This window comes from Montanilutibacter psychrotolerans (assembly GCF_003719825.1).
In the GTDB taxonomy this organism is placed as follows: domain Bacteria; phylum Pseudomonadota; class Gammaproteobacteria; order Xanthomonadales; family Xanthomonadaceae; genus Montanilutibacter; species Montanilutibacter psychrotolerans.
The window spans coordinates 207,453-228,938 of sequence record NZ_RIBS01000005.1 but is presented as its reverse complement, the minus strand read 5'-3'; the positions used below and the strand labels follow the sequence as shown (position 1 = coordinate 228,938).

Here is a 21,486-nt window from a genome sequence, read left to right as displayed (position 1 = left end):
GCGCCGTGCATTCCGGTCCGCACCCGCGCTCGGGTACGCTTGCGCCATGCGACAACTTCGCCATCTGATCGACGGAACGTCCCGTGACGCGACCTCGGGTCGCTGGCGCGAGGTGTTCGATCCCGCCAACGGGCAGGCCTACGCGCAACTGGCCGATGGCGACGCCGGCGACGTCGAGGCTGCCGTCGCCGCCGCGCAGGCGGCGTTTCCCGCGTGGTCGGCATTGCCCAACACCGAACGCGCGCGGTGGCTGGAGAAGCTGGCCGACGCGATCGAAGCGCGCCTGGACGATTTCGCCCACGCCGAATCGCGCGACGGTGGCAAGCCGATGGCGCTGGCGCGAGAGGTCGAGATACCGCGCGCGATCAGCAACCTGCGCTTTTTCGCGCACGCCGCGACCCAGTTCGCCAGCGAATCGCACCACGGGCAGGCCGGGCTGAACTACACCCTGCGCCAGCCGCTGGGCGTAGTGGCCACCATCTCGCCGTGGAACCTGCCGCTGTACCTGTTCACCTGGAAGATCGCGCCGGCGCTCGCGGCCGGCAACACGGTCGTCGCCAAACCGTCCGAGGTCACGCCGGTCAGCGCGACGATGCTCGGCGAACTCGCCGCCGAGATCGGTTTTCCTGCCGGTGTGCTCAACATCGTCCATGGCGGCGGACCGGAGGTCGGCGAGCCGCTGGTCACGCACGCCAGGGTCAAGGCAGTGTCGTTCACCGGCAGCACCGCGGTCGGGCGACGCATCGCCGGCCTTGCCGCGCCGCTGCTGAAAAAGCTTTCGCTTGAGCTTGGCGGCAAGAACCCGACGCTCGTGTTCGCTGACAGCGACTGGCGCGCGCAGCTGGACACGATCGTGCGATCGGGATTCCAGAACAGCGGGCAGATCTGCCTGTGCGGCTCGCGCATCCTGGTCGAGCGAAGCATCCACGCCGAGTTCCGCGATGCGCTGGTCGAGCGCGTGGTCGCCCTGCGCGTCGGCGACCCGATCGACCCGGACGTGCAGTTGGGCCCGCTGGTCTCGCAGGCGCATTTCGACAAGGTCGTCGCCGCGCTGCAGCGCGCGCGCGACGAGGGCGGCACCGTGCTGTGCGGCGGCGCGGCAATCGATCGGCCCGGCTGGTTTGTCGCACCGACGGTGATCGAAGGCCTCGGCCCCGATTGCGCCAGCAATCGCGAGGAGATCTTCGGCCCGGTCGTGACCCTGCAGGCGTTCGACGACGACGCGCACGCGCTGGCCCTGGCCAACGCCGGCGACTACGGCCTGGCCGCGATGCTGTGGACCCGCGACCTGCACCGCGCGCACCGTTTCGCCGCGCAGCTGCACGCGGGTGTGGTGTGGATCAACACCTGGCTGCAGCGCGACCTTCGCACCCCGTTCGGCGGCAGCGGCGCTTCCGGCCTCGGTCGCGAAGGTGGCGTGGAGGCGCTGCGCTTCTTCACCGAACCGCGCAACGTCTGCATCGACCTGTCGCGCTGAACACGCGCCGGCCGGGTGGGCCGGCGCGTGCCCAGTGCACCGGGTCGGACAACATCACAGGCGGCGGATGCGCCAAACTCGTCGCCCTTCCCACAAGGACCCCTCGCCGATGCAACGCCTTGATGACCTGCTGCGCAAGAACCGTGAATGGGCCGAGCGCATCAATGCCGAGGACCCGGCGTTTTTCCAGACGCTGTCGCGCCAGCAGGCGCCGGAATACCTCTGGATCGGCTGCTCGGACTCGCGCGTTCCGGCCAACCAGATCATCGACATGGCGCCGGGCGAGGTGTTCGTCCACCGCAACATCGCCAATGTGGTGGTGCATACCGACCTCAACTGCCTGTCGGTCATCCAGTTCGCGGTCGACGTGCTCAAGGTCAAGCACATCCTGGTTGTCGGGCACTACGGTTGCGGCGGCGTGCATGCGGCGCTCACGGGGCGTCGCATCGGCCTGGCGGACAATTGGATCCGTCACGTTGGCGATGTCGCCGACAAGCATGCCGACTGCGTGCACACCAACGCGTCCGAAAGCGACCGAAACGACCGCCTGTGCGAGCTGAACGCCCTCGAACAGGTCGTCAACGTGAGCCAGACCACGGTCGTCCAGGACGCCTGGGCGCGCGGTCAGTCACTTGCCGTGCACGGTTGGGTGTACAGCCTGCAGAATGGACTGGTGACCGACCTGGGCATCGACGTCGACAGCCTCGAATCGCTGGCTGCGTCGTACCCGTCGGCCCTGGACCGCATCCGCGCCCGCAGTTGAACCCGCGGGGCGGTCGGCGCCGCGAGGCATACCCGCGTTCAGGCGATGCCCGCCGCACCGTCGTCCCGCGTCACTCGTCGATGGAGTGCCCATGAACACCGCCACCAAGACCCAGCCCGCCTCCTCCATTCATGCCGCATCGGCGCCGCGTCCGGTCGGCCATTACCCGCATGCACGCCGTGTCGGCGGGCTGTTGTTCCTGTCCGGCATCGGCCCACGCGACGCCGCCAGCAACGCCATCCTCGGCAACGTCCACGATGCCGAAGGCCGACTGATCAGCTACGACATAGACGAGCAGTGCCGGGCCACGTTCGCCAATGTGCGCGCGGTGCTCGAAGCCAGCGGCGCACGCTTCGAGGATCTGGTCGACGTCACCGTGTTTTTGACCGACATGGAGCGCGATTTCGTCGTCTACAACCGCGTCTGGGCGGAGTTCTTCCCCCGCGCGGAGGCCGCGCCGTGCCGCACCACGCTCGGCATCACGGCGTTGCCCACGCCGATCGCGATCGAGATGAAGTGCGTGGCGGTGCTGGCCGACGACTAGCTGCAGCGTGATTGGATCGGCATGATCTGATTGGCATGGCCTGATCGGCAAACGCGCCTCGGTGCAGACTGCAGCGCAGCGCCGCCGCACCGCTGTCGCCCCCACTCGCGCCCAAGGAACGCCCCGCATGCTGCCCAACCCGCTCAACCTGCAGGCCTGGATCGACGAGCACCGCCACCTTCTCAAGCCGCCGGTTGGCAACAAGGTCGTCTACGTCGGCGATTTCATCGTGATGGTGGTCGGCGGGCCGAACGCGCGCACGGACTATCACTGGGACGAAGGCGCCGAGTGGTTCTACCAGCTCGAAGGCGAGATGGTGTTGCGCATCCAGGAGGACGGCGCAGTGCGCGATATCGCGATCCGGGCCGGAGAGACGTTCCTGTTGCCACCGCGCGTACCGCATTCGCCGCAGCGGATGGAGGGTTCGATCGGACTGGTCATCGAACGCCGCCGCCTGCCGCACGAACTCGACGGCCTGATGTGGTTCTGCGAATGCTGCAACCACAAGTTGTACGAGGAGTTCTTTCCTTTGCACGACATCGAGCAGGATTTCCCGGTGGTGTTCGACCGCTTTTATTCCTCGCGCGAACATCGCAGCTGCCGGGGCTGCGGGCACGTCAATCCCGCCCCGGCCCGGTACGTGATGGCCGATACCTGAGAACCGCGAGCGGCCAGCCACTCTTCGGAACCTGCACCGCCGATACGTTTGGCGGCAGCCCCCGTGTCACATGCGCGGCATCGCCCCGCGAGGCTGGGTGCCGCCAGCACGCGATGGTCGGTCGCTAGCGCTTTTGGGCGCCGCCGTTTTCGGCACGGTACAGGCGGCTGGGCTCGGCGCCTGGCACATCATCCACGGCGCCGACCCAGTGCATGCCGACTTTCTCGAGCACGCGAATCGACGCCGTGTTGGCCGGTCGGACGATGCCGAACACGTCCGGCAACCCCAGCGCGTCAAACGCAAGGGCAAGGGACGCGCGCCCAAGTTCGGTCGCATACCCCTTTCCCCAGGCCTCCACGCCGAAGCGATAGCCCAGGTTGATCTTGTCCTCGTCGATGTACCGGCGATGGTCGATACCGCCGAAGCCGATGACGTGCGATGGATCGTCGGCGGCGCTGATCGCCCACTTGCCGAACCCGTGTTGCTGCCAATGCGCCATCCACCCCGTCAGCACGGTGCGTGCCGTGTCGATGTTGGCAAACGGCCCGGCAGGGTTGTGGGTGTTGGTGCGCGCGTCGCCGTAGATGTCGAACAGGCGCTGGAGGTCCGACTCGACAGGGGGTCTCAGCACCAGGCGGTCGGTGGTCATTGCATGAGGGACGATGGCTGGAAATCCGTACGTGGTTGGCAAGGGATACCTGCGCCAGTCCGCCAGGGCGCGGTTCAACGCAGCCCGTTCGAGGTAGGGCGTTGCAGGCATCGCGATTGTCGCATCGGCGAAACCGCCAGAGCGGACGTCAGCGATCGCCTGTCGGATGCCCCGTCGGATCGCCTGCTGGGTCGCCTGGCGGATCGCCGGTAGGGATGATGGCCGCGGTTTCCACCATGAGGATCACTGCCCGGTCCGGCGCACGCGTCCGATGGACGATGCCCCTGGGAACCACGAAGCCTTCATGCCGTTGCAGGTCGATGGTGCGCCCTTCCAGGTCGATGATGAAGTGACCATCGAGCACGAAGAAGAACTCGTCATCGTAATCGTGTTTGTGCCAATGGTATTCGCCCTGCATCACGCCAAGACGCACCACCGAGTCGTTGACCTTGCACAACGTCTGGTTGTACCAGCGATCCGTGCACGCCTTCACCAACGCGGGCACGTCCACCATCTCGAGCGCGGGGAACGCCACGTCCAAGTGCGTGGCATACGGGTAGTCGGTGGGATCACTCATGTCTTTCTCCACGGTCGAAACACGATTCGGATTGGGCCGTTCCGGTCTGCCCTGGCGCCGCGCTCAGTTGCCCAGTCATACCGCACGAACCGCGTATTGCGGTTGCTCCAGAAGTACCGCCAGCAGTCGCATCGGCCAGATGGCTTCGATCGCCGGCTCGGACAACCTGAGTTTCGCAGGTTCGGCACCGCGGGGCCGCCGCCCTGCCGTCACGGCCAGCAACGACGCAATCGCGGGCAATGCAGCGGGCGGAACGGCCTCGAACACGATAGCGACATCGCCATGGCGACATCGCCCCGTCGAAGTTCAGGCCCCACCCTCCACATACGCGACGTTGGCGATCCAGTTGCGCGTTCGCCGATCGAGCCGCGACTGGGTTTTTTCGTCGCCGAAGGTCGCCGAGGCATGGCGGATCATCGACGGATCCACGTCCTCGAACGCGTTGACGCTGACCACGGCGTACAGATGCCCGTCGATCAGGCTGGTGACGACGGGCACTACGCCGCAGCGTGCGCAGGCGTGGAAGTCGGCGGTACCGGTGCCGAAGGCGTATCTCGACACCAGCGATGGTTCCTGCACCCGCACTTGCAGGGCGCCGCTGGGGTGCGATGTCCAGACACCGCCGTGCTTCGTGCAGAACGAGCAATCGCAGGCACGGGCCGGAATCTCCAGCGGATCGGGCTGCCAGTCCAGCGAGAAGGCAATGTTTCCGCAATGGCACTTGCCGTGGATCAACATGTGCATGGGTCCGTTGCTGCGGTGATGTGCTGCGGGGATGTGCTGCGCGCCGTTTGATGGCGGGACGCGGCTGGCCGCCCTGCACTCGTGGATGCAGTTTCAATGGCCGTGCATCGGGGCACAAGCGGAATTCGCCGCGTCGAGACGTCAGGAATCGGCAGGCGCCTGCACCCATTCGTGTACCGCGCCGAGGGTGCGCTGGATGAAGTCCTGCATTTCCGACAGGAACTCCACCCGGGTGCTGAAGTACGCCACCGAGATGCCGTGCAGCGTGTCCCTCAGGGCGTTGGGCTCGAGGTAGTCGCTGGCCAGGAATGCCTGGTAATCCTCGGTGACGTCCAGGCACGCGCGGATCGCCTGCGCGTAGTGCGCGTGCGCGACCGGCGCAGGTGCCGCGACCAGCATCTGCTCGATCTCCCCCAGGTACTCGCCCTGGAGGTTGTAGAGCAGCTGCGCGAAACCGCCCTTGGTGACTTCCACGCTGAAGTACCCGGCCAGGGAAACGAACTCGACGTCAAGCGGTGGACGCTCCCCGCCGCGCTCCTGGATGGCCAGGTGAATCTGCTCTGCCAGTTCCGCCAATTCGGCGGCGGTTACGAGGGTGGTCATGGGTGCCAATCCCCGGGGTGGACGGGATGAGGAAGTCGGGGTTCCGGCGCACACCCCGAGGGCGACGCCAATCGCAATCATCAGCGATCACGCCGGCTGGCGTGCATAGCTGACGGTCAGCAACTCCCAGACGTGGCCCGGCGGCTCGTTCCAGTACACGATGGTGCCGCCGTGATGCGTGTTGACCTGCATGTCGGTGGGCCCGAGCGGTGTGCTGCGGTACGCGATGCCGGCCGCCCGGATCCTGGCCAGGATGGCGTCGAACTCGTCCGGTGCGACACGGAAGCAGTAGTGCTGCGTCGGAAACGGTTCGCTGGTTTCGTCGAAATCCAGCGTCAGCCCGTCGTTCACGTACACCGGGCAGAACGGGCCGACACCGTGTTCGGACCACGGCACGCCCAGGATGTCCGCCAGTCGCTTCGCCGACGCGGCCTTGTCGTGGGACGGCACGATGAGGTGATCGAGACAGATCGTCATGGTGCTCCTCGTGAAGCGTTCCTACCAAAGCATTGCTGCTGAAGCGTTCTTCCTGAATCCCGCGAGGTCGGCGTGCATCCGGAGCGCTCGGTGGCGACCGACTGCCCCTTGGTCGCCGTCAGGCAGTCGGCGCCCTGGACAACGGCGCAGCGCCGAACGTCAGCGCAAGCGTACCGTCGAACACGCGGCGCAGCGAGCGGTACGTCCGCCGCTCCGGCGCGGTCGAGAACACCAGCGTGCCCAACACCGCGCAGCCCAGGACGATTCACAACGCGTCGCGGGCTGACACGCCCGCCAGCAGGCAGCGCGGGCTGGCGGATCGGCCCTGCACGCTCTTCGAAAACCAGCCGAGCGGCAACGCCGCCCGGCGTGTTGCCTCGCTAGGTCATCTCGACGAGCGCGGCAGTGACCTTGCGTACGACGGGCAGCACCAGCAGCAACGTCGGAAACGCGACGGCCCAGGAAATCAACCAGGCCCCCAACCACACCCGCATGAAGTGCGGGTCGGCACCAATGCCTTTGAAGGTGCTGATGAGGGACACGATGCAGGTCATGAACACCGACAGCAGCAACGGCACCACCAGCGATGCGTAGCGCGCGGGAAGTTTGGGTAGCCCCAGGAAGGTGCGCGACGTGTGCCTTGAAACATTCTTCATCTTGAATCTCCGTAATCCGGTCTCGCAAGGCGCCTTCTCACATGCAGCGTGAGACACCGCCCCGGCAGTACCGGGAGGGTTGGCGCGTTGGTTGACGTGAACGCTTACGGCGATCGATGACTGGGTCGCGGGCAAAATGCTAGGTGACGGACTCGCGAAAAACAACCCGCGTCACGAGGCGCTGCGGTCTGGGCGCGCGGTGTCGGGTGGGCAGCGTGGTGCCAGGTGTTGTCGACGCGATCGGCCTCGGACCATCGCCACGCGCGCTTACGTCACACACCGTCGTTGCGAACGGCTCTGCCGGAAAATTCCGGGTCCCGCACGCACTGCTCGATCGAGCCTTCGCGGACGCCAGCGCCGACCTGGAGTTCGCACAAGCGGTGTTTGTAATGGCGCTTGCGAGCGCACTCACTGCTGAAACGGCGCGTGCCCTCGCGGTCCATGCACGGCTGCGCCGCAATCACATCGTCCGTTTCCGAACGGAAAAGGCAGTAGTCCACCTGCCACTGGATCGCCTTGCCCGGCACCTCGCAGGCATCGTGGGCGGGCGGGCGAATCCCCGACCCTTCCGACGCTGATGGGGAATCGGCGGGAGCCGGACGGCTGACCGGGTCCAGTGCCGGGTCCAGTGGTGCACCCAAGGCCGCCGTCATCGCAGTCACGGGCAGCAACAGCAGCAGCATGACGAGCTTCATTGGCGCTGGCACCTGGGTTTGTCCCCTCGCGGCTTTCGCACGAGCACGCCTTCGCACCAGCACGCCATCGTCGCTGGCGTCGCCCTGCCGACCCGCCCGAACGTCCATCGAGTTTGAACCAACCGCCGGGTACCCACCACCACCGCGGCGAACACGTGCGCCGGAGGCCGCACGCCCAACGCCATGGCGGCGGCCGGCCAGCGGAATGTCGAACCAGTGGTCTCGGGCGGGTCGCGCGACGGCCCGGACGGCACGGGCAGCCCGACGATCCGCATGCGCACCCAAGGCCGTAAACTCGGGCCCATGCTCAAGATCGACATCCATGCCCATTACCTGCCGCGCGACTGGCCGGACCTCGCACGCAAGTACGGGGACAACCGCTTCCCGGTGATCCACCACACCGAGGACGGGCGGCACCGGATCTACAAGGACGGCAAGTTCTTCCGGGAGATCTGGTCCAAGACCTGGGACGAACAGGAGCGCATCGACGACTACGCCCGGTTTGGCGTGCAGGTGCAGGTCATCAGCACCGTGCCGGTGATGTTCAGCTACTGGGCCAAGGCGCAGCACGCGCTGGAACTGCACCAGGCGCTCAACGACCACATGGCGCAGGCTTGCCGGGACTTCCCGCGGCACTACGCTGGTATCGGCACGGTGCCACTGCAGTCGCCTCGTCTGGCGGTGCAGGAGCTCGAGCGCTGCATGGACCAGCTCGGCCTGCAAGGCGTGCAGATCGGCAGCCACGTCAACGACTGGAACCTGGACGCGCCGGAGCTGTTCGAGTTCTTCGAGGCGGCCAGCGAGCTGGGCGCGGCCGTCCTGGTGCACCCCTGGGACATGATGGGTACGGCGTCGATGCCCAAGTACTGGCTGCCGTGGCTGGTCGGCATGCCGGCCGAGCAATCGCGCGCGGCCTGTTGCCTGGTGTTTGGCGGCGTGCTCGAACGCCTGCCCAAGCTGAAGATCTGCATGGCCCACGGCGGCGGCAGCTTCCCCTACACCATCGGCCGCATCGAGCACGGTTTCAACATGCGCCCGGACCTGGTGGCCACCGACAACCCGCGCAATCCGCGCGAGTACCTGGACCGCCTGTACTTCGATTCCTGGGTGGCCGACGACCGTGCGCTGCGTTACCTGCTCGACACCTGCGGCGTATCGCGGGTGATGCTGGGCACCGACTACCCGTTCCCGCTGGGCGAGCAGACACCGGGGGCCGGCATTGCCTCGCTCGGTCTGGACGCCGCCGAGCAGGCACGCCTCTACCATGGCACCGCGCTGGAATGGCTGGGGCTGTCGAAGGCACGCTTCGCCTAGCGCCCGGTACGCGGCCGCACCGCTCGCCCAGACCGCCCGCCACCACACTCGCCCCACCCGGCCATGCCGGACGATGCCAAGGACCCGCAACACGTGACCGACCTGTATTCCGAACAGCACGCCCTCGCCCTCGATGCCGCCGACCCGTTGCCGACCCTGCGCGATCGCTTTCTGATTCCGCAGCACGGCGGCCGCGAGATGGCCTACTTCGTCGGCAACTCCCTGGGCCTGCAGCCGCGCGGCGCACGCGCCCACATCGAAGTGGTGCTCGGCAAGTGGGAGCACGAGGCCGTCGAAGGCCATTTCAGCGGCGACGCGCAATGGATGAGCTACCACGAGCTGGTGCGCGAGCCACTGGCTCGACTGGTGGGTGCCAAGCCGGTCGAAGTGGTGGCGATGAACTCGCTGACAGCCAACCTGCACCTGATGATGGTCAGCTTCTATCGGCCCACGCGCGAGCGCCCGGCCATCCTGATCGAGGCCGGCGCGTTTCCGTCGGACCGCCACGCGGTTGCGTCGCAGGTCGCCTTCCACGGTTTCGACCCCGCGACCGACCTGATCGAGATCGAACCCGACGAACCCGGCGGCCGCTTCTCGATGGGCGCCATCGAACGTGCGATCGCCGAGCACGGCCCGCGCCTGGCGCTGGTGCTGTGGCCCGGCGTGCAGTACCGCACCGGCCAGGCGTTCGATATCAAGGCCATCACCGCGCTCGCGCATGCGCAGGGCGCCGCGTGCGGTTTCGATCTCGCGCACGGCGTGGGCAACCTGGAGCTGGCCCTGCACGACAGCAACGTCGATTTCGCGGTGTGGTGCCACTACAAGTACCTGAACTCCGGCCCGGGCGCCGTTGCCGGCTGCTTCGTGCATGAGCGCCACGCGCAGGCGGATCTGCCCCGCTTCGCCGGCTGGTGGGGCCACGAGGCGGCGACGCGCTTCAAGATGGGGCCCCAGTTCGTGCCCTCGCCGGGCGCCGAGGGGTGGCAGCTCAGTAACCCGCCGATTCTCGGGCTGGCGCCGCTGCGCGCCTCGCTGGATCTGTTCGAAGAGGTCGGCATGCCGGCGCTACGCGGCAAGTCGCTGCGCCTGACCGGCTACCTGGAAGCGTTGATCCGGCTACGACTGGCCGAGACGCTGGAGATCCTGACGCCCGTCGAGCCAGAGCGCCGCGGCTGCCAGTTGTCACTGCGCGTGATCGGCGGGCGCGGGTTGCGCGGACGCGAGGCAGGTCGCGCGCTGTTCGACCACCTGGCGGCCAACGGCGTGCTGGGCGACTGGCGCGAGCCCGACGTGATCCGCATCTCGCCCGCCCCGCTCTACAACACCCACGCCGACGTGCTGCGTTTCGTCCGCGAAGTCGAGGTGTGGCGTGAACTGGGCTGACACGCGGCTCGCCCCGCGTGGCATGGCGTGGTAACTACGACGACACCGCATTCCCGCATCGGCGGGACGCACGAGCAAGGGCCGAAACCTTGAGCAGCCAGCAGCACTCCACGCCCGGCGGCGAACGCCATATCACCATTGTCGGCGCCGGCCTGGCCGGCGCACTGCTGGCGACGTTGCTCGCCCGACGTGGCTGGCAGGTCGACGTCTACGAAAAGCGCGGCGACCCGCGCATCCAGGGCTTCCAGGGCGGGCGTTCGATCAACCTCGCATTGGCCGAACGCGGCCTGCACGCACTGCGCCTGGCCGGCGGCGACGACGAGGTGATGGCCCAGGCGGTGATGATGCGCGGGCGCATGGTGCACTTTCTCGACGGCCGCACCGACCTGCAGCGTTACGGCCGCGACGACAGCGAAGTGATCTGGTCGGTGCATCGCGGCGAGCTCAATGTGATCCTGCTCGACATCGCGCAGCAGGCCGGCGCGCGCCTGCACTTCCACCGTGGGCTGGCGTCGGTCGACTTCGACCGGCGCTCCGTCGCCTTCGAGGACGACCGCGACGGCAGCCTTCACGAGAGCGCCTTCGAGAGCCTGGTGGGAGCCGACGGCGCGGGCTCGGCCCTGCGGTCGGCGATGAACGCGGTGTCCGAACTGGGCGAACGCACCGACTTCCTCGGCCACTCCTACAAGGAGCTGGAGATTCCGCCCACCAGCGACGGTGGCTTCAGCATCGAGCCCAACGCGCTGCACATCTGGCCGCGCGGGCGTTACATGTGCATCGCGCTGCCCAACGACGAGCGCACCTTCACCGTGACGCTGTTCCTGCCCAACGAAGGCGATCCCGCGGCCGGCGTGCCCGGCTTCGACACCGTGCGCAACGGCGAGCAGGCGCGGGCGCTGTTCGAGCGCGATTTCGCCGACGCCTTGCCGTTGATCCCCCGGCTGGAGCACGACTTCGAGCACAATCCCAAGGGATTGCTGGCCACCTTGTACCTGGACCGGTGGCACCTGGACGATCGCGCCGTGCTGCTGGGCGATGCCGCGCACGCGATGGTGCCGTTCCACGGCCAGGGCATGAACTGCGCGTTCGAGGATTGCGTTGCATTGGCCGAGCACCTCGACTCGGGCGCTGACCGCGCCGCCGCATTCGCCGCGTTCCAGGCGCAGCGCCTGCCCGACTCTCGGGCGATCCAGGCGATGGCACTGGAGAACTACCTCGAGATGCGCGATCGCGTCGACAACGACGACTACCTCCTGCAACGCGCACTCGAACTGCGGCTGGCCCAGCGCCATCCCGATCGCTTCATGCCGCGCTACGCGATGGTGACCTTCCACCGCATGCCGTACTCGGTGGCGTTCGAGCGCGGCAACCGGCAGCGCGAGTTGCTGGTCGAGCTGACGCGCGACCACGCGTCGATCGACACGCTCGATTGGGACGCGGTGGATGCGGCGGTGCGCGAGCGCCTGTCGCCGCTGCCGGCGGACGCCTGACGCATGCCCGCAAGCTTTCTGTTCTACGACCTGGAAACCTTTGGTGCCGATCCACGCACGACGCGGATCGCCCAGTTCGCCGCCATCCGCACCGACGCCGACCTCAACGAGATCGACGAGCCGATCAGCATCTTCGTCAAGCCCGCCGACGACCTGCTGCCCTCGCCCACCGCCACCCTGATCACCGGCATCGCACCGCAGCAGGCGCTGCGCGACGGCATGGGCGAAGCCGAGGCGTTCGCGCTGATCTTCGACGAGATGGCGCGGCCGCAGACCTGCAGCCTGGGCTACAACTCGCTGCGCTTCGACGACGAGTTCGTTCGGCACGGGCTGTTCCGGAACTTCCACGACGCCTACGAGCGCGAGTGGCGCGGCGGCAACTCACGCTGGGACCTGCTGGACGTGCTGCGCCTGGCGCATGCCCTCCGGCCCGACGGCATCCAGTGGCCGCTGCGCGAGGACGGCGCGCCGTCGTTCAAGCTCGAGCACCTGGCGTTGGCCAACGGCGTGCGCGAGGGCGATGCGCACGAAGCGCTTTCCGACGTTCGCGCGCTGATCGGCCTGGCGCGCAAGCTCAAGACCGCGCAACCGCGACTGTGGAATTACGCGCTGCGCCTGCGCGACAAGCGCCACGCGGCGACCCTGCTCGACACCATCGCGATGACGCCGGTGCTGCACGTCTCGCAGCGCTTTCCGGCCACGCGCCTGTGCGCGGCACCGGTCATGCCGCTGGCGCGCCACCCGCGCATCGACAGCCGGGTGATCGTGTTCGACCTGGCGCAGGACCCGGGCCCGCTGTTGACGCTGGAGCCCGCTGCGATCGCCGACCGCCTGTACGTGCCGGCCGAGCGGCTGGCGCAGGGCGAAACCCGCATCGCGCTCAAGGAAGTGCACCTCAATCGTTGCCCGGCCCTGATCCCCTGGGAACACCTGCGCGAGCGGGACTTCGCGCGGCTGCGCATCGATCCGGACGAGGTGGCACGCAACGCCGATCGCATCCGCGACGCCGGGCCGGAGCTGGTGGAGAAGGTTCGCCGCGTGTTTGCCACCGAGCACCCGCGACAGCCCAGCGACGTCGACGCCTCGTTGTACGACGGATTCATCGGCGACGGCGACAAGCGGCTGTTCGCCAAGGTGCGCAGCACCCAGCCCGAGGCGCTGCGCGAGGCCGTGTTCGATTTCCGCGACGCGCGCCTGCCGGAGTTGCTGTTCCGCTACCGTGCGCGCAACTGGCCGCACACGCTGGATGCCGGTGAACGCACCCGTTGGAATGCGTACCGCCGCGAGCGGCTGCTGGGCGAAGGTCGGCTGTCGGAGTACACGTTCGCCAGCTTCGCTGCCGAGCTGGCGGCGGTGCGCGAACAGCATCGGGACGATGCCGGAAAACTCGCCCTGCTCGACCAGCTGGCCCAATGGGTCCGCAACATCGAAAGCGAGCTGGAAGGCTGAACCGGGCCGGCGCGATGCCGGCCCATTCGAATCCTGCGCAGGCAACGCTTGCCTTCTTCAGGTGCGTCCGGAGGCTACCGGCATCACGCCGATAGCCTCCGAACGGTGCCCGGTCAGACCGGCACCGCATCGCCGTCGGTCGCACCGCCGTCGGTCGCATCGCCGGCATCGCTCACCGGGGATTCGCCGCGGCGACGCCGCGCCCGTGCAAGCGTGCGCTTCGTGCCAGTGCTGAGATCGTCGAGCATCGCGTAGATGGTCGGCAGGAACAGCAGGCTGATCACCGTCGAGAACGCCAGGCCACCGGCGATCGCACGCGCCATCACGTAGTACGGCGGGCCGTCGCTGCCGACGTCGCTGTTGGCGATCGAGATCGGCACCATCGCCAGGATCGCCGTGCCCATCGTCATCAGGATCGGGCGCAGGCGTTCGCGACTGCCTTCCACCAGCGCATCGGTGCGCGACAGTCCGCGTCGACGCAGGTTGTTGATGTGCTCGATCATCACGATGCCGTTGTTCACCACCACGCCCATCAGCACCAGGATGCCGATGAAGGCCATGATCGAGAACGACGTACCGGTCAGCCAGAACAGCCAGAACACGCCGAAGATCGAGAACACCACGCAGCTCATGATCGCCGAGGGGAACAACAGCGATTCGAACACCGCCGCCATCACCACGTAGATCATCACCAGCGCGATCAGCAGGTTGAACATCATCTGCGCGCTGGCTTCGTCTTCGCGCTGGAACGCGCTGCCGTCGAAGGAGTAGCCGTAGCCATCCGGGAACGCGATGGTCTTGAGCGTGCCTTCAAGCAGCTTGCGGGCTTCCGGCACGGTGGTCTTGCCGGCAAGGCTGGCCTTCAGTGTCAACGTCGTCTGGCGATTGGTGCGGTTGATCTGCGTGGCGCTGGGCGTGACCTGGACGTCGACCATGCTCAGCAGCGGCACGTTGCGGCCATCGGGCGCGCGCACCGTGAACGCCGCCACGTCCGCCATGCCGAAGTGCTCGGCACCGGCGAAGCGCACCCACACCGGCACTTCCTCGTCGCCGCGACGGAACTCACGCAACTGCGCACCGCGCAACGCCAGGCCAACGAAGCTCGACACCTGCTGCACGCTGAAGCCGAACGAAGCGGCACGCTCGCGGTCGACGCGAACGGTCAACTCGCCGCTCTGGTCGCCCGCATCGATGCGCACATCGCGCAGTTCCTTGTTGCGCGCCAGAATCGGCACGATGTCCTGTGCGATGGCGGCCAGCACCTTGGTCGAATCGCCAACCAGCTCGACCTGCACTTCCTTGTCGCCGCCGCCCGGGCCGCCACCGTCGTTGCCGATACCGATCTTCGCGCGCGCCGACTTCGGCAGTTCCTTGCTGATCTTGTCGACCAGCGGCTTGATCTCGCCGGCCCCCTCAGCAAAGGTGACCATGGTGCCGGCGTCGCCGCCACCACCCTCGCTGAAGAACGAGTAGATCTGCTTGATGTTGAAGCGCTTGCGGTTGGTTTCCAGGAAGTTCTCGACGCGCAGCACCTCGACGCCCATCTGCTCCTTGGTGTAACTGCCGTTCCACTGGTAGTAGACGTTGACTTCGTTGTCGTCTTCGCCGCCGAACATGTCGAACTTGGTCTGGGTCATCGGGAAAACGCTGACCGCCACGATCAGCATCATGCCAATGATGCTCTTGCCGCGATGCTCCAGCGACCAGCGCAGCAGACGCGCATACCGATCCTGCATGCGCCGGATCAATCCGCCATGCGAGGCAACCGCCGGCGGCGTCTTCATCCGTGCCGACAGCATCGGGATCAGGCTGACCGCCACCAGCCACGACGCCAGCAGCGACACCGAGATGGTGATCGCGATCTGGGTCATGAAGATGCTGATCTGGTTGGTGGTGCCAAACAGGTTGGGCACGAACACGATGCAGTGGCACAGGGTGCCGGCCGACAGCGCGATCGCGACGTTGCGGGTGCCCACGATCGAGGCCTGCACCGGTTGACCGGGCATGCGCTCGCGTTCCTGGTAGATGCTTTCGACAACCACGACGGCGTTGTCGACCAGCATGCCCACGGCCAACAGCAGACCCATCATCGACAGGATGTTGAGCGTGACGCCGACGAAGTACATGAAGCCCAGCGTCATCACGAAGCAGATCGGGATCGCCAGGGTCACCATGAGCGTGGACGGCCAGTGGCGCAGGAAGAAGAACAGCACGGCCATCGACAGCAACAGGCCGACGCCACCCGCCTCTGCCAGCTCGGTCAGCGAGGTGGTCACCTCGGCGCCCTGGTTCTGGATGATCTTGATGTCCACGTCCCGCATCGCGGGCGTCTGGCGGATCTTCTCGATCTCTTCCAGCGACAACCGCGACACTTCAACCAGGTTGGCGGTCTGCTCCTTGAAGATCTCCAGGCCCACCGCCGGCCGGCCATCGAGCCGGCGTGCGGTGTCAACGCGCGCCTGCTTCAGGCGCACGTCGGCGATGTCGCCCAGGCGCACGCCGCTGTCGTTGAGGACGACGTCACGCAGTTGCGAGAGCTCGGTGAGTTCGCCCTGCGGCTGGACCCGAAGACGGCGACCACCGTCCTCGATCTGCCCGGCCGACACGGAGAAGTTGACCGCGCGCAGGCGTTCTTCGATCTCGTTGATGCCCAGGTTGTGCGCGGTCAGGCGATCGGGAAGGATCGCCACCTCGACCTCGTTCGGTGCGGCGCCGGCGATCTCGACGCGGGCCACGCCGGGCACGCGTTCGATACGCCGCTTGAACTCGCGATCGATCAGCTCGTACTCGCGACTGAGGTCCATGTTGCCGGCCAGGCGCACGCGCAACACCGCCTCGTCGTTGCTCGACCAGGCCTTGAACACCAGGTAGCGACGCAGGTCCTCGGGGAACTGCTCGCGCACGGCATCGAGCCGCTCGCGTGCGTCGGAGGCGGCAATGGAGATGTCGCGGTCCCAGTCGGAGAACTCCAGCACCACCTGCGCCGCGTCCGCCTGGGCGTTGCCCATCAGCCGCTTGATGCCGGTCATGGTTGCCAGCGCTTCCTCGGCCGGGCGCAGCACCGTGCGTTCGATCTCGTCGGGCGTCGACCCGCTGTAAGGCAGCGACACCACCAGGTACGGCGCGGTGATGTCGGGGAACGACTCCAGCGGCAACCGCACCGCCGCGATCAGCCCGACCACCACCAGCGACACGAACAGCATGATCGCCGAGACGGGCCTGCGGATGCTCAGCTCGGCGATGCTCATGCGTCAGCCTCCCCCGCCAGTCCATTGGCCGGCGTTGGCGACGCGGCGTCGGCGCCGGCATGGCGGCGGCCGCGTGCGCGGTAGTGCTCGTCGGCACGACGATCGAGGCGGTCGTACACCACCGGGATCACCAGCAGCGTCAGCAGCGTCGACACCAGCAGGCCACCGATCACGGTGATGGCCATCGGCGAACGCACTTCGGCACCCTCGCCCATCGCCAGTGCGAGCGGCAGGAAGCCGAACAGCGTGCACATCGTGGTCATGATGATCGGCCGCAGGCGCGAACGCGCACCCTCGACCAGCGCTTCCTGCTTGGCCACGCCGGCCTCGCGAAGCTGGTTGACCTTGTCGATCAGGATGATCGCGTTCTTGGTCACCAGTCCCACCAGCAGGATCAGGCCGATGAACACGACCACCGACACCGTCGATCCGGTCATCAGCAACGCCAGTACCGCACCGACCATCGCCAGCGGGATGGTGAACAGGATCACGAACGGGTGCAGCAGCGACTCGAACTGCGACGCCATCACCAGGTAGACCAGGAACACCGCGAGCGCGAACGCGAACAGCAGCGAGCGCACCGATTCGGCCAGTTCGGCGCCCTGGCCACCGATGTGCATCTGCACCTCGGCGCTGAGCGGCTTGGCCGCGACCATGGCCTCCACTTCACTCACCGCACCGCCCAGATCGATGTCGCGCAGGTTCGCCGAGACGATCGCCACACGCACCTGGTCGGCGCGGTGGATCTCGCTGGGACCGGTGGTGGTGTTGACTTCGGCCACCGAGTCCAGCGTCACCGGACGGCTGCTGCCGGGATTCACGATCAGGCGGCGGATGTCGTCGAGCGAGGCACGGTCGCTTTCGCGGGCACGCACCAGCACGTCGATCTTGCGGTCGCGGAAGCTGTAACGCGTGGCCACTTCACCGCGCACCTTCTTGACCACCGCGTCGGCGATCTGCCGCGTGGTAAGGCCCAGCGCACCGGCGCGATCCTGGTCAAAGCGGATCTGGATCTCCGGGAAGCCCTGCTCGACCGTCGACTTGACGTCGGCATAGTGCGGGTTACCGCGCAGCATCTCGGCCATCTGCTTGCCGGCCTGCTCGATGGTCTTCAGATCCTGGCCACGCAGTTCGATTTCCAGTGGCGTGGAGAAGCTGAAGAGTTCCGGGCGGCCGAAGTCGACCTGTGCAGACGGATGCTCGCGCATCGTCTCGCGCAGCCGCTCGGTCTCAGCCGCCTCGACCTTCTTGTTGCCGCCATCGGCCATCACCACGGTGAGCTTGCCGATGTTCTCGCCGCTCTCGGTGGGGTTGGCGTCGAGCCGCGTGCCGCTGCCGCTGACGCCGTACAGCGAGGCCACGCCATCGTCCTTGGCATGCTTGCGCTGCAGCTGGGACACCAGCGCATCGGTCTCGCGCAACGGCGTGCCCGGCGGCAGTTTGACGGTCATCTCGAAGCGGTCCTGCGCCAATTGCGGGATCAGGTCGCTACCCAGCAGCGGCACCGCCATCAATGTCAGCACGAACACCGCCGTTGCCGCGCCAAGCACCAGGCCGGGACGCGCGAGGGCGGCCGGCAGGACCCTGAGGTAACTGCGTTCGGCGCGGCCGTACGGCGCCATCGCGATGTCGCTGGCCTTGCGCATCACCGGCCCGACGACTGCCACCAGACCCCGCCATGCACGCAGGAACGCCCACGCCAGGCCGAACGCACCACCGCGGAAGCCGGCGCTGACGCCGTGTTCGACGGCGGCCAACGGCTTCAGCACGCGCGAGGTCGGGCGCCACTGCGGATGCGGATCTTCTTCGGGGAACGCCATCGGCGCACGGCCCTTGAAGGCGCTCAGCATCGGAATCAGCGTCATCGACACGACCAGCGAAATGCCGATCGCGAGCGCGACGGTCAATGCCTGGTCGCGGAACAGCTGGCCGGCGATGCCTTCGACGAACACCAGCGGCAGGAACACGGCGATGGTGGTCAAGGTCGACGCGACCACCGCCATGCTGACTTCGCGGGTGCCGGTGATCGCGGCCTCGAGGATGCCCAGGCCGCGCTCGCGCGCCTTGGCGATGCTTTCGAGCACGACGATGGAGTCGTCCACCACCAGGCCGGTCGCCAGTGCGAGGCCGCCGAGCGACATCACGTTGAGGCTCAGGCCGAACTGGTCCATGAAGAAGAATGTCGCCACGATCGACACCGGCAGCGACAGGCCGACAACGAACGTGCTCCAGCCGTCGCGCAGGAACAGGAAGATGATCAGGATCGCCAGCAGGCCGCCGATTACCGCGTCCTTCTTCACGTCGGCGATTGCGTGGCGGATGAACTGCGACTGGTCATCGATGGTCGAGATCTCGATGTCCTTGGGCAGTTGCTCCTTCAGCGCGGTCAGCCGCTCCTGGATGGCATCGGCGGTGGCCACGGTGTTCGCATCGCCTTCCTTGTAGATCGCCAGCTCGACCGCTTCGGTGCCGCCCAGGCGGATGATCGCCTCGCGCTCCTTGTAGCCCTGGCGGACCACGGCGACGTCCTTCAAACGCACCGGCATGCCGCCAGCGGCGGCGCCGCTGCCCGACGACGCGCTCTGCACCGAAGCCGCCGCGGCCATTGCGCTGGCATCACCGGTAGCGGCGGCTACGCGCGCCATCTGCTCTGCGGCACTCTGCGCGTCGCCTCCAGACGCCGAACGCGTGGTCACCAGCATCTCGCCGATTTCGGCCACATTGGCGAACTGGTTGACCGTGCGCACCAGGTAGCGCTGCGAGCCCTCTTCGAGGCGACCACCGGAGGCGTTGATGTTCTCCTGCTGCAGGCGGGTGATCACCGTGTCGATCGGCAGTCCCAGCTGGGCCAGCTTCTGCTGGTCGATGTCGATCTGGACTTCGTCCTCGAGACCGCCACCCACCTTGACCGCGGCGACGCCCTCGACGGGTTCGAGGCGCTTCTTGAGTTCATCCTCGGCATAACGGCGCAACGCGGTCAGGCGCGCAATCGACGCCTCGCTCGGTGCGCCGTTGTCCAGCTTGCTCGACAGGGCCAGGCGCAACACCGGCTCGGTGGACGGGTTGAAACGCAGCAGCACCGGCGCCTTGGCCTCCAGTGGCAACTGCAGCACTTCCATCTTGTCGCGCACGTCCAGGCTGGCCTGGTCCATGTCGGTGCCCCAGGCGAACTCGAGCACGATGTCGCTCTGTCCGGTACGCGACACCGACTTCAGCTTGCGCAGGCCCTTCACCACGCCGACCGCTTCCTCGACGGGCTCGGAAATCAGCGTCTCGATTTCGGAAGGTGCCGCACCGACGTATTCGGTGCGCACCGTCAACGTCGGGTAGCTCAGATCGGGCAGCAGGTTGACCTTGAGCGACATCAGCGCCAGGCCACCGAACAGGAACATCGTGATCCAGAACATCGCCACGGTGACGCGGCGACGCGTGGAGAATTCGACGAGGTTGAAGCCGGCGGACGCGTGTCCGTGCTCGGCGGGTGGCGCCGGGTGTTTGGGCTCGCTCACGGTGGTCTCCGGGCTTAGTGCTGTTCGGCAGCGGGCTTGGCGGCCGCCGGCTTGGCGGCGGCGGCAACCGCCGCGGTGGCCTGTGCGAGCACCTGCACGACGGTGCCGTCACGCAACGCTGCCTTGCCAGCCACGACCACCTGTTCGCCTTCCTTCACGCCTTCGCGGATCTCGGCCCAGGCACCATCGAGGTAGCCCAGCTTCACGGTCGTGCGCGCGACCTTGCCGTCACGCACCACGTACACGGCCTGGTCGGCTTCGCCATCGAGCAGCGCCGCGCGCGGCACCACGAGGGCGTTGTTGCGCTGGTCGTAGGCGATGCCGATGCGTCCGAACATGCCCGGCTGCAGCACGCCGCCGCCGTCGAACGAACACACCACGCGGAACGTGCCGCTGCCCGAATCCACGACGGGCGAGACGCGATCGACGCTGCCGGTGAACGTCTGGCCCGGCAGCGCATCGACCTGCAGCTGCACGGGCAGACCGGCCTTGAGCGTGGCCAGCTCGCGCTCGGGCACGTTGAGGGTGGCTTCCAGCTGCGAGACGTCGACGATGCGGAAGATCGGCGTGTTGATCTGCACGAAGTTGCCGGTCTTGATCGAACGCGAGGCAACCACGCCCGAGATCGGCGCGGTCACGTTGGCGTACGACAGCTCCAGACGGGCCATGCGGTGCGCGGCACGCAGGTTCTCAAGGTCGTAGCGGATCTGATCGTGGTCGCTGGCGCTGACCAGCTTCTGCTGGGCCAGCTGGCTGGACCGGGCGTAGTTGTTCTCGAGCTTGTGCATCTGCGCGGCGGTCTGTTCGACCTGCAGGGCCGCGCGCTCGGCATCCAGGCGCACCAGGGTCTGCCCAGCCTGCACCATCTGGCCTTCCTCGACCAGCACCGACAGCGCGACGCCCGAGGTCTTGGCGACCACCTGCGACTCGGCGCGTGCTTCCAGCGGTGCCGTGCCGGTGTAGCTGGCGGCGATCTCGCGGCGGCTGGCCTTGGCGACCTCGACCGGAACCGCTTCGACCTTGTTCTCTTCGGCGGCCTTGGCCTGAGCCTCTCCGGGGCCCTTCCCGTTGCAGGCGCCCAGCGCGAGCAGGCAAGCCAGTACGAGGGCGGAAGTGCGGACGATTCCCTGTCCTTGCGAAATGTGCTGTCGGATCATGTCCGGAGAGTCCTGGATAGGCTGGGGTTCGGCGTATGCCGGTGTTGTAGATAGGTATATCACCGACTTCCGACATCTCCATCCGCCGAAGGT

At 67.2% G+C, this 21,486-nt stretch carries 18 protein-coding genes; 8 read left to right on the top strand and 10 right to left on the bottom strand.

Annotated features, from left to right (window positions below; genetic code table 11):
* The first annotated feature begins 46 nt into the window (after positions 1-46).
* The 4 genes from EER27_RS12200 to EER27_RS12185 all read left to right on the top strand — a co-directional run bounded on the left by EER27_RS12200 (position 47) and on the right by EER27_RS12185 (position 3,442).
* Positions 47-1,477: an aldehyde dehydrogenase gene (locus EER27_RS12200; RefSeq protein ID WP_123088380.1), complete on the top strand. Its 1,431-nt coding sequence runs from the start codon at positions 47-49 to the stop codon at positions 1,475-1,477.
* Between the two features lie 109 nt (positions 1,478-1,586).
* On the top strand, positions 1,587-2,240 hold the full coding sequence (gene can / locus EER27_RS12195; RefSeq protein ID WP_123088379.1) for a carbonate dehydratase: 654 nt from the start codon (positions 1,587-1,589) through the stop codon (positions 2,238-2,240).
* Between the two features lie 91 nt (positions 2,241-2,331).
* The gene (locus tag EER27_RS12190) at positions 2,332-2,784 is read left to right on the top strand and encodes a RidA family protein (protein WP_123088378.1); all 453 of its coding nucleotides are present in this window, start codon (positions 2,332-2,334) and stop codon (positions 2,782-2,784) included.
* 127 nt (positions 2,785-2,911) lie between these two features.
* Positions 2,912-3,442: a 3-hydroxyanthranilate 3,4-dioxygenase gene (locus EER27_RS12185; protein WP_123088377.1), complete on the top strand. Its 531-nt coding sequence runs from the start codon at positions 2,912-2,914 to the stop codon at positions 3,440-3,442.
* 124 nt (positions 3,443-3,566) lie between these two features.
* Here the strand turns inward: EER27_RS12185 and EER27_RS12180 are convergent, their stop codons facing one another.
* From EER27_RS12180 to EER27_RS12150, 7 genes are all read right to left on the bottom strand, one after another.
* Positions 3,567-4,091 carry a GNAT family N-acetyltransferase gene (locus EER27_RS12180; protein ID WP_123088376.1) on the bottom strand — a complete coding sequence of 175 codons (525 nt, stop codon included), beginning with the start codon at positions 4,089-4,091 and terminating at the stop codon, positions 3,567-3,569.
* Positions 4,092-4,239: 148 nt separating this feature from the next.
* Positions 4,240-4,668 (bottom strand): cupin domain-containing protein, encoded by a 429-nt coding sequence (locus EER27_RS12175; protein ID WP_123088375.1) that lies wholly within the window; start codon positions 4,666-4,668, stop codon positions 4,240-4,242.
* Between the two features lie 306 nt (positions 4,669-4,974).
* Positions 4,975-5,412 (bottom strand): GFA family protein, encoded by a 438-nt coding sequence (locus tag EER27_RS12170; protein ID WP_223807308.1) that lies wholly within the window; start codon positions 5,410-5,412, stop codon positions 4,975-4,977.
* A gap of 141 nt (positions 5,413-5,553) precedes the next feature.
* Positions 5,554-6,015: a DMP19 family protein gene (locus EER27_RS12165; RefSeq protein WP_123088374.1), complete on the bottom strand. Its 462-nt coding sequence runs from the start codon at positions 6,013-6,015 to the stop codon at positions 5,554-5,556.
* An 87-nt stretch (positions 6,016-6,102) separates the two neighbouring features.
* Entirely contained in the window at positions 6,103-6,492 is a 390-nt protein-coding gene (locus EER27_RS12160) for a VOC family protein (protein ID WP_123088373.1), read from the bottom strand.
* Positions 6,493-6,872: 380 nt separating this feature from the next.
* Complete coding sequence (locus EER27_RS12155) at positions 6,873-7,148, bottom strand: DUF2798 domain-containing protein (RefSeq protein ID WP_123088372.1); 276 nt, start codon at positions 7,146-7,148, stop codon at positions 6,873-6,875.
* Positions 7,149-7,420: 272 nt separating this feature from the next.
* Entirely contained in the window at positions 7,421-7,831 is a 411-nt protein-coding gene (locus tag EER27_RS12150; RefSeq protein ID WP_190285766.1) for a hypothetical protein, read from the bottom strand.
* A gap of 315 nt (positions 7,832-8,146) precedes the next feature.
* Here EER27_RS12150 and EER27_RS12145 point away from each other — a divergent pair, with 315 nt between their 5' ends.
* The 4 genes from EER27_RS12145 to sbcB all read left to right on the top strand — a co-directional run bounded on the left by EER27_RS12145 (position 8,147) and on the right by sbcB (position 13,479).
* The gene (locus EER27_RS12145) at positions 8,147-9,157 is read left to right on the top strand and encodes an amidohydrolase family protein (protein ID WP_123088512.1); all 1,011 of its coding nucleotides are present in this window, start codon (positions 8,147-8,149) and stop codon (positions 9,155-9,157) included.
* A gap of 93 nt (positions 9,158-9,250) precedes the next feature.
* Positions 9,251-10,540 (top strand): kynureninase, encoded by a 1,290-nt coding sequence (gene kynU / locus EER27_RS12140; RefSeq protein WP_123088511.1) that lies wholly within the window; start codon positions 9,251-9,253, stop codon positions 10,538-10,540.
* An 89-nt stretch (positions 10,541-10,629) separates the two neighbouring features.
* Positions 10,630-12,030 (top strand): FAD-dependent oxidoreductase, encoded by a 1,401-nt coding sequence (locus EER27_RS12135; protein WP_223807307.1) that lies wholly within the window; start codon positions 10,630-10,632, stop codon positions 12,028-12,030.
* A 3-nt stretch (positions 12,031-12,033) separates the two neighbouring features.
* Positions 12,034-13,479 (top strand): exodeoxyribonuclease I, encoded by a 1,446-nt coding sequence (gene sbcB, locus EER27_RS12130; RefSeq protein ID WP_123088370.1) that lies wholly within the window; start codon positions 12,034-12,036, stop codon positions 13,477-13,479.
* Positions 13,480-13,592: 113 nt separating this feature from the next.
* Here the strand turns inward: sbcB and EER27_RS12125 are convergent, their stop codons facing one another.
* From EER27_RS12125 to EER27_RS12115, 3 genes are read right to left on the bottom strand one after another with little or no spacing between them, the layout of a single operon-like run.
* Positions 13,593-16,727, bottom strand: a complete 3,135-nt coding sequence (locus EER27_RS12125) for an efflux RND transporter permease subunit (RefSeq protein ID WP_123088369.1) — start codon at positions 16,725-16,727, stop codon at positions 13,593-13,595.
* A complete protein-coding gene (locus EER27_RS12120; RefSeq protein ID WP_223807306.1) occupies positions 16,724-20,236 on the bottom strand; it encodes an efflux RND transporter permease subunit in 3,513 nt (1,170 codons plus the stop codon). Before EER27_RS12120 ends, EER27_RS12125 begins: the two co-directional genes overlap by 4 nt.
* A gap of 14 nt (positions 20,237-20,250) precedes the next feature.
* Positions 20,251-21,393 (bottom strand): efflux RND transporter periplasmic adaptor subunit, encoded by a 1,143-nt coding sequence (locus EER27_RS12115; protein ID WP_123088368.1) that lies wholly within the window; start codon positions 21,391-21,393, stop codon positions 20,251-20,253.
* Positions 21,394-21,486: the final 93 nt, after the last annotated feature.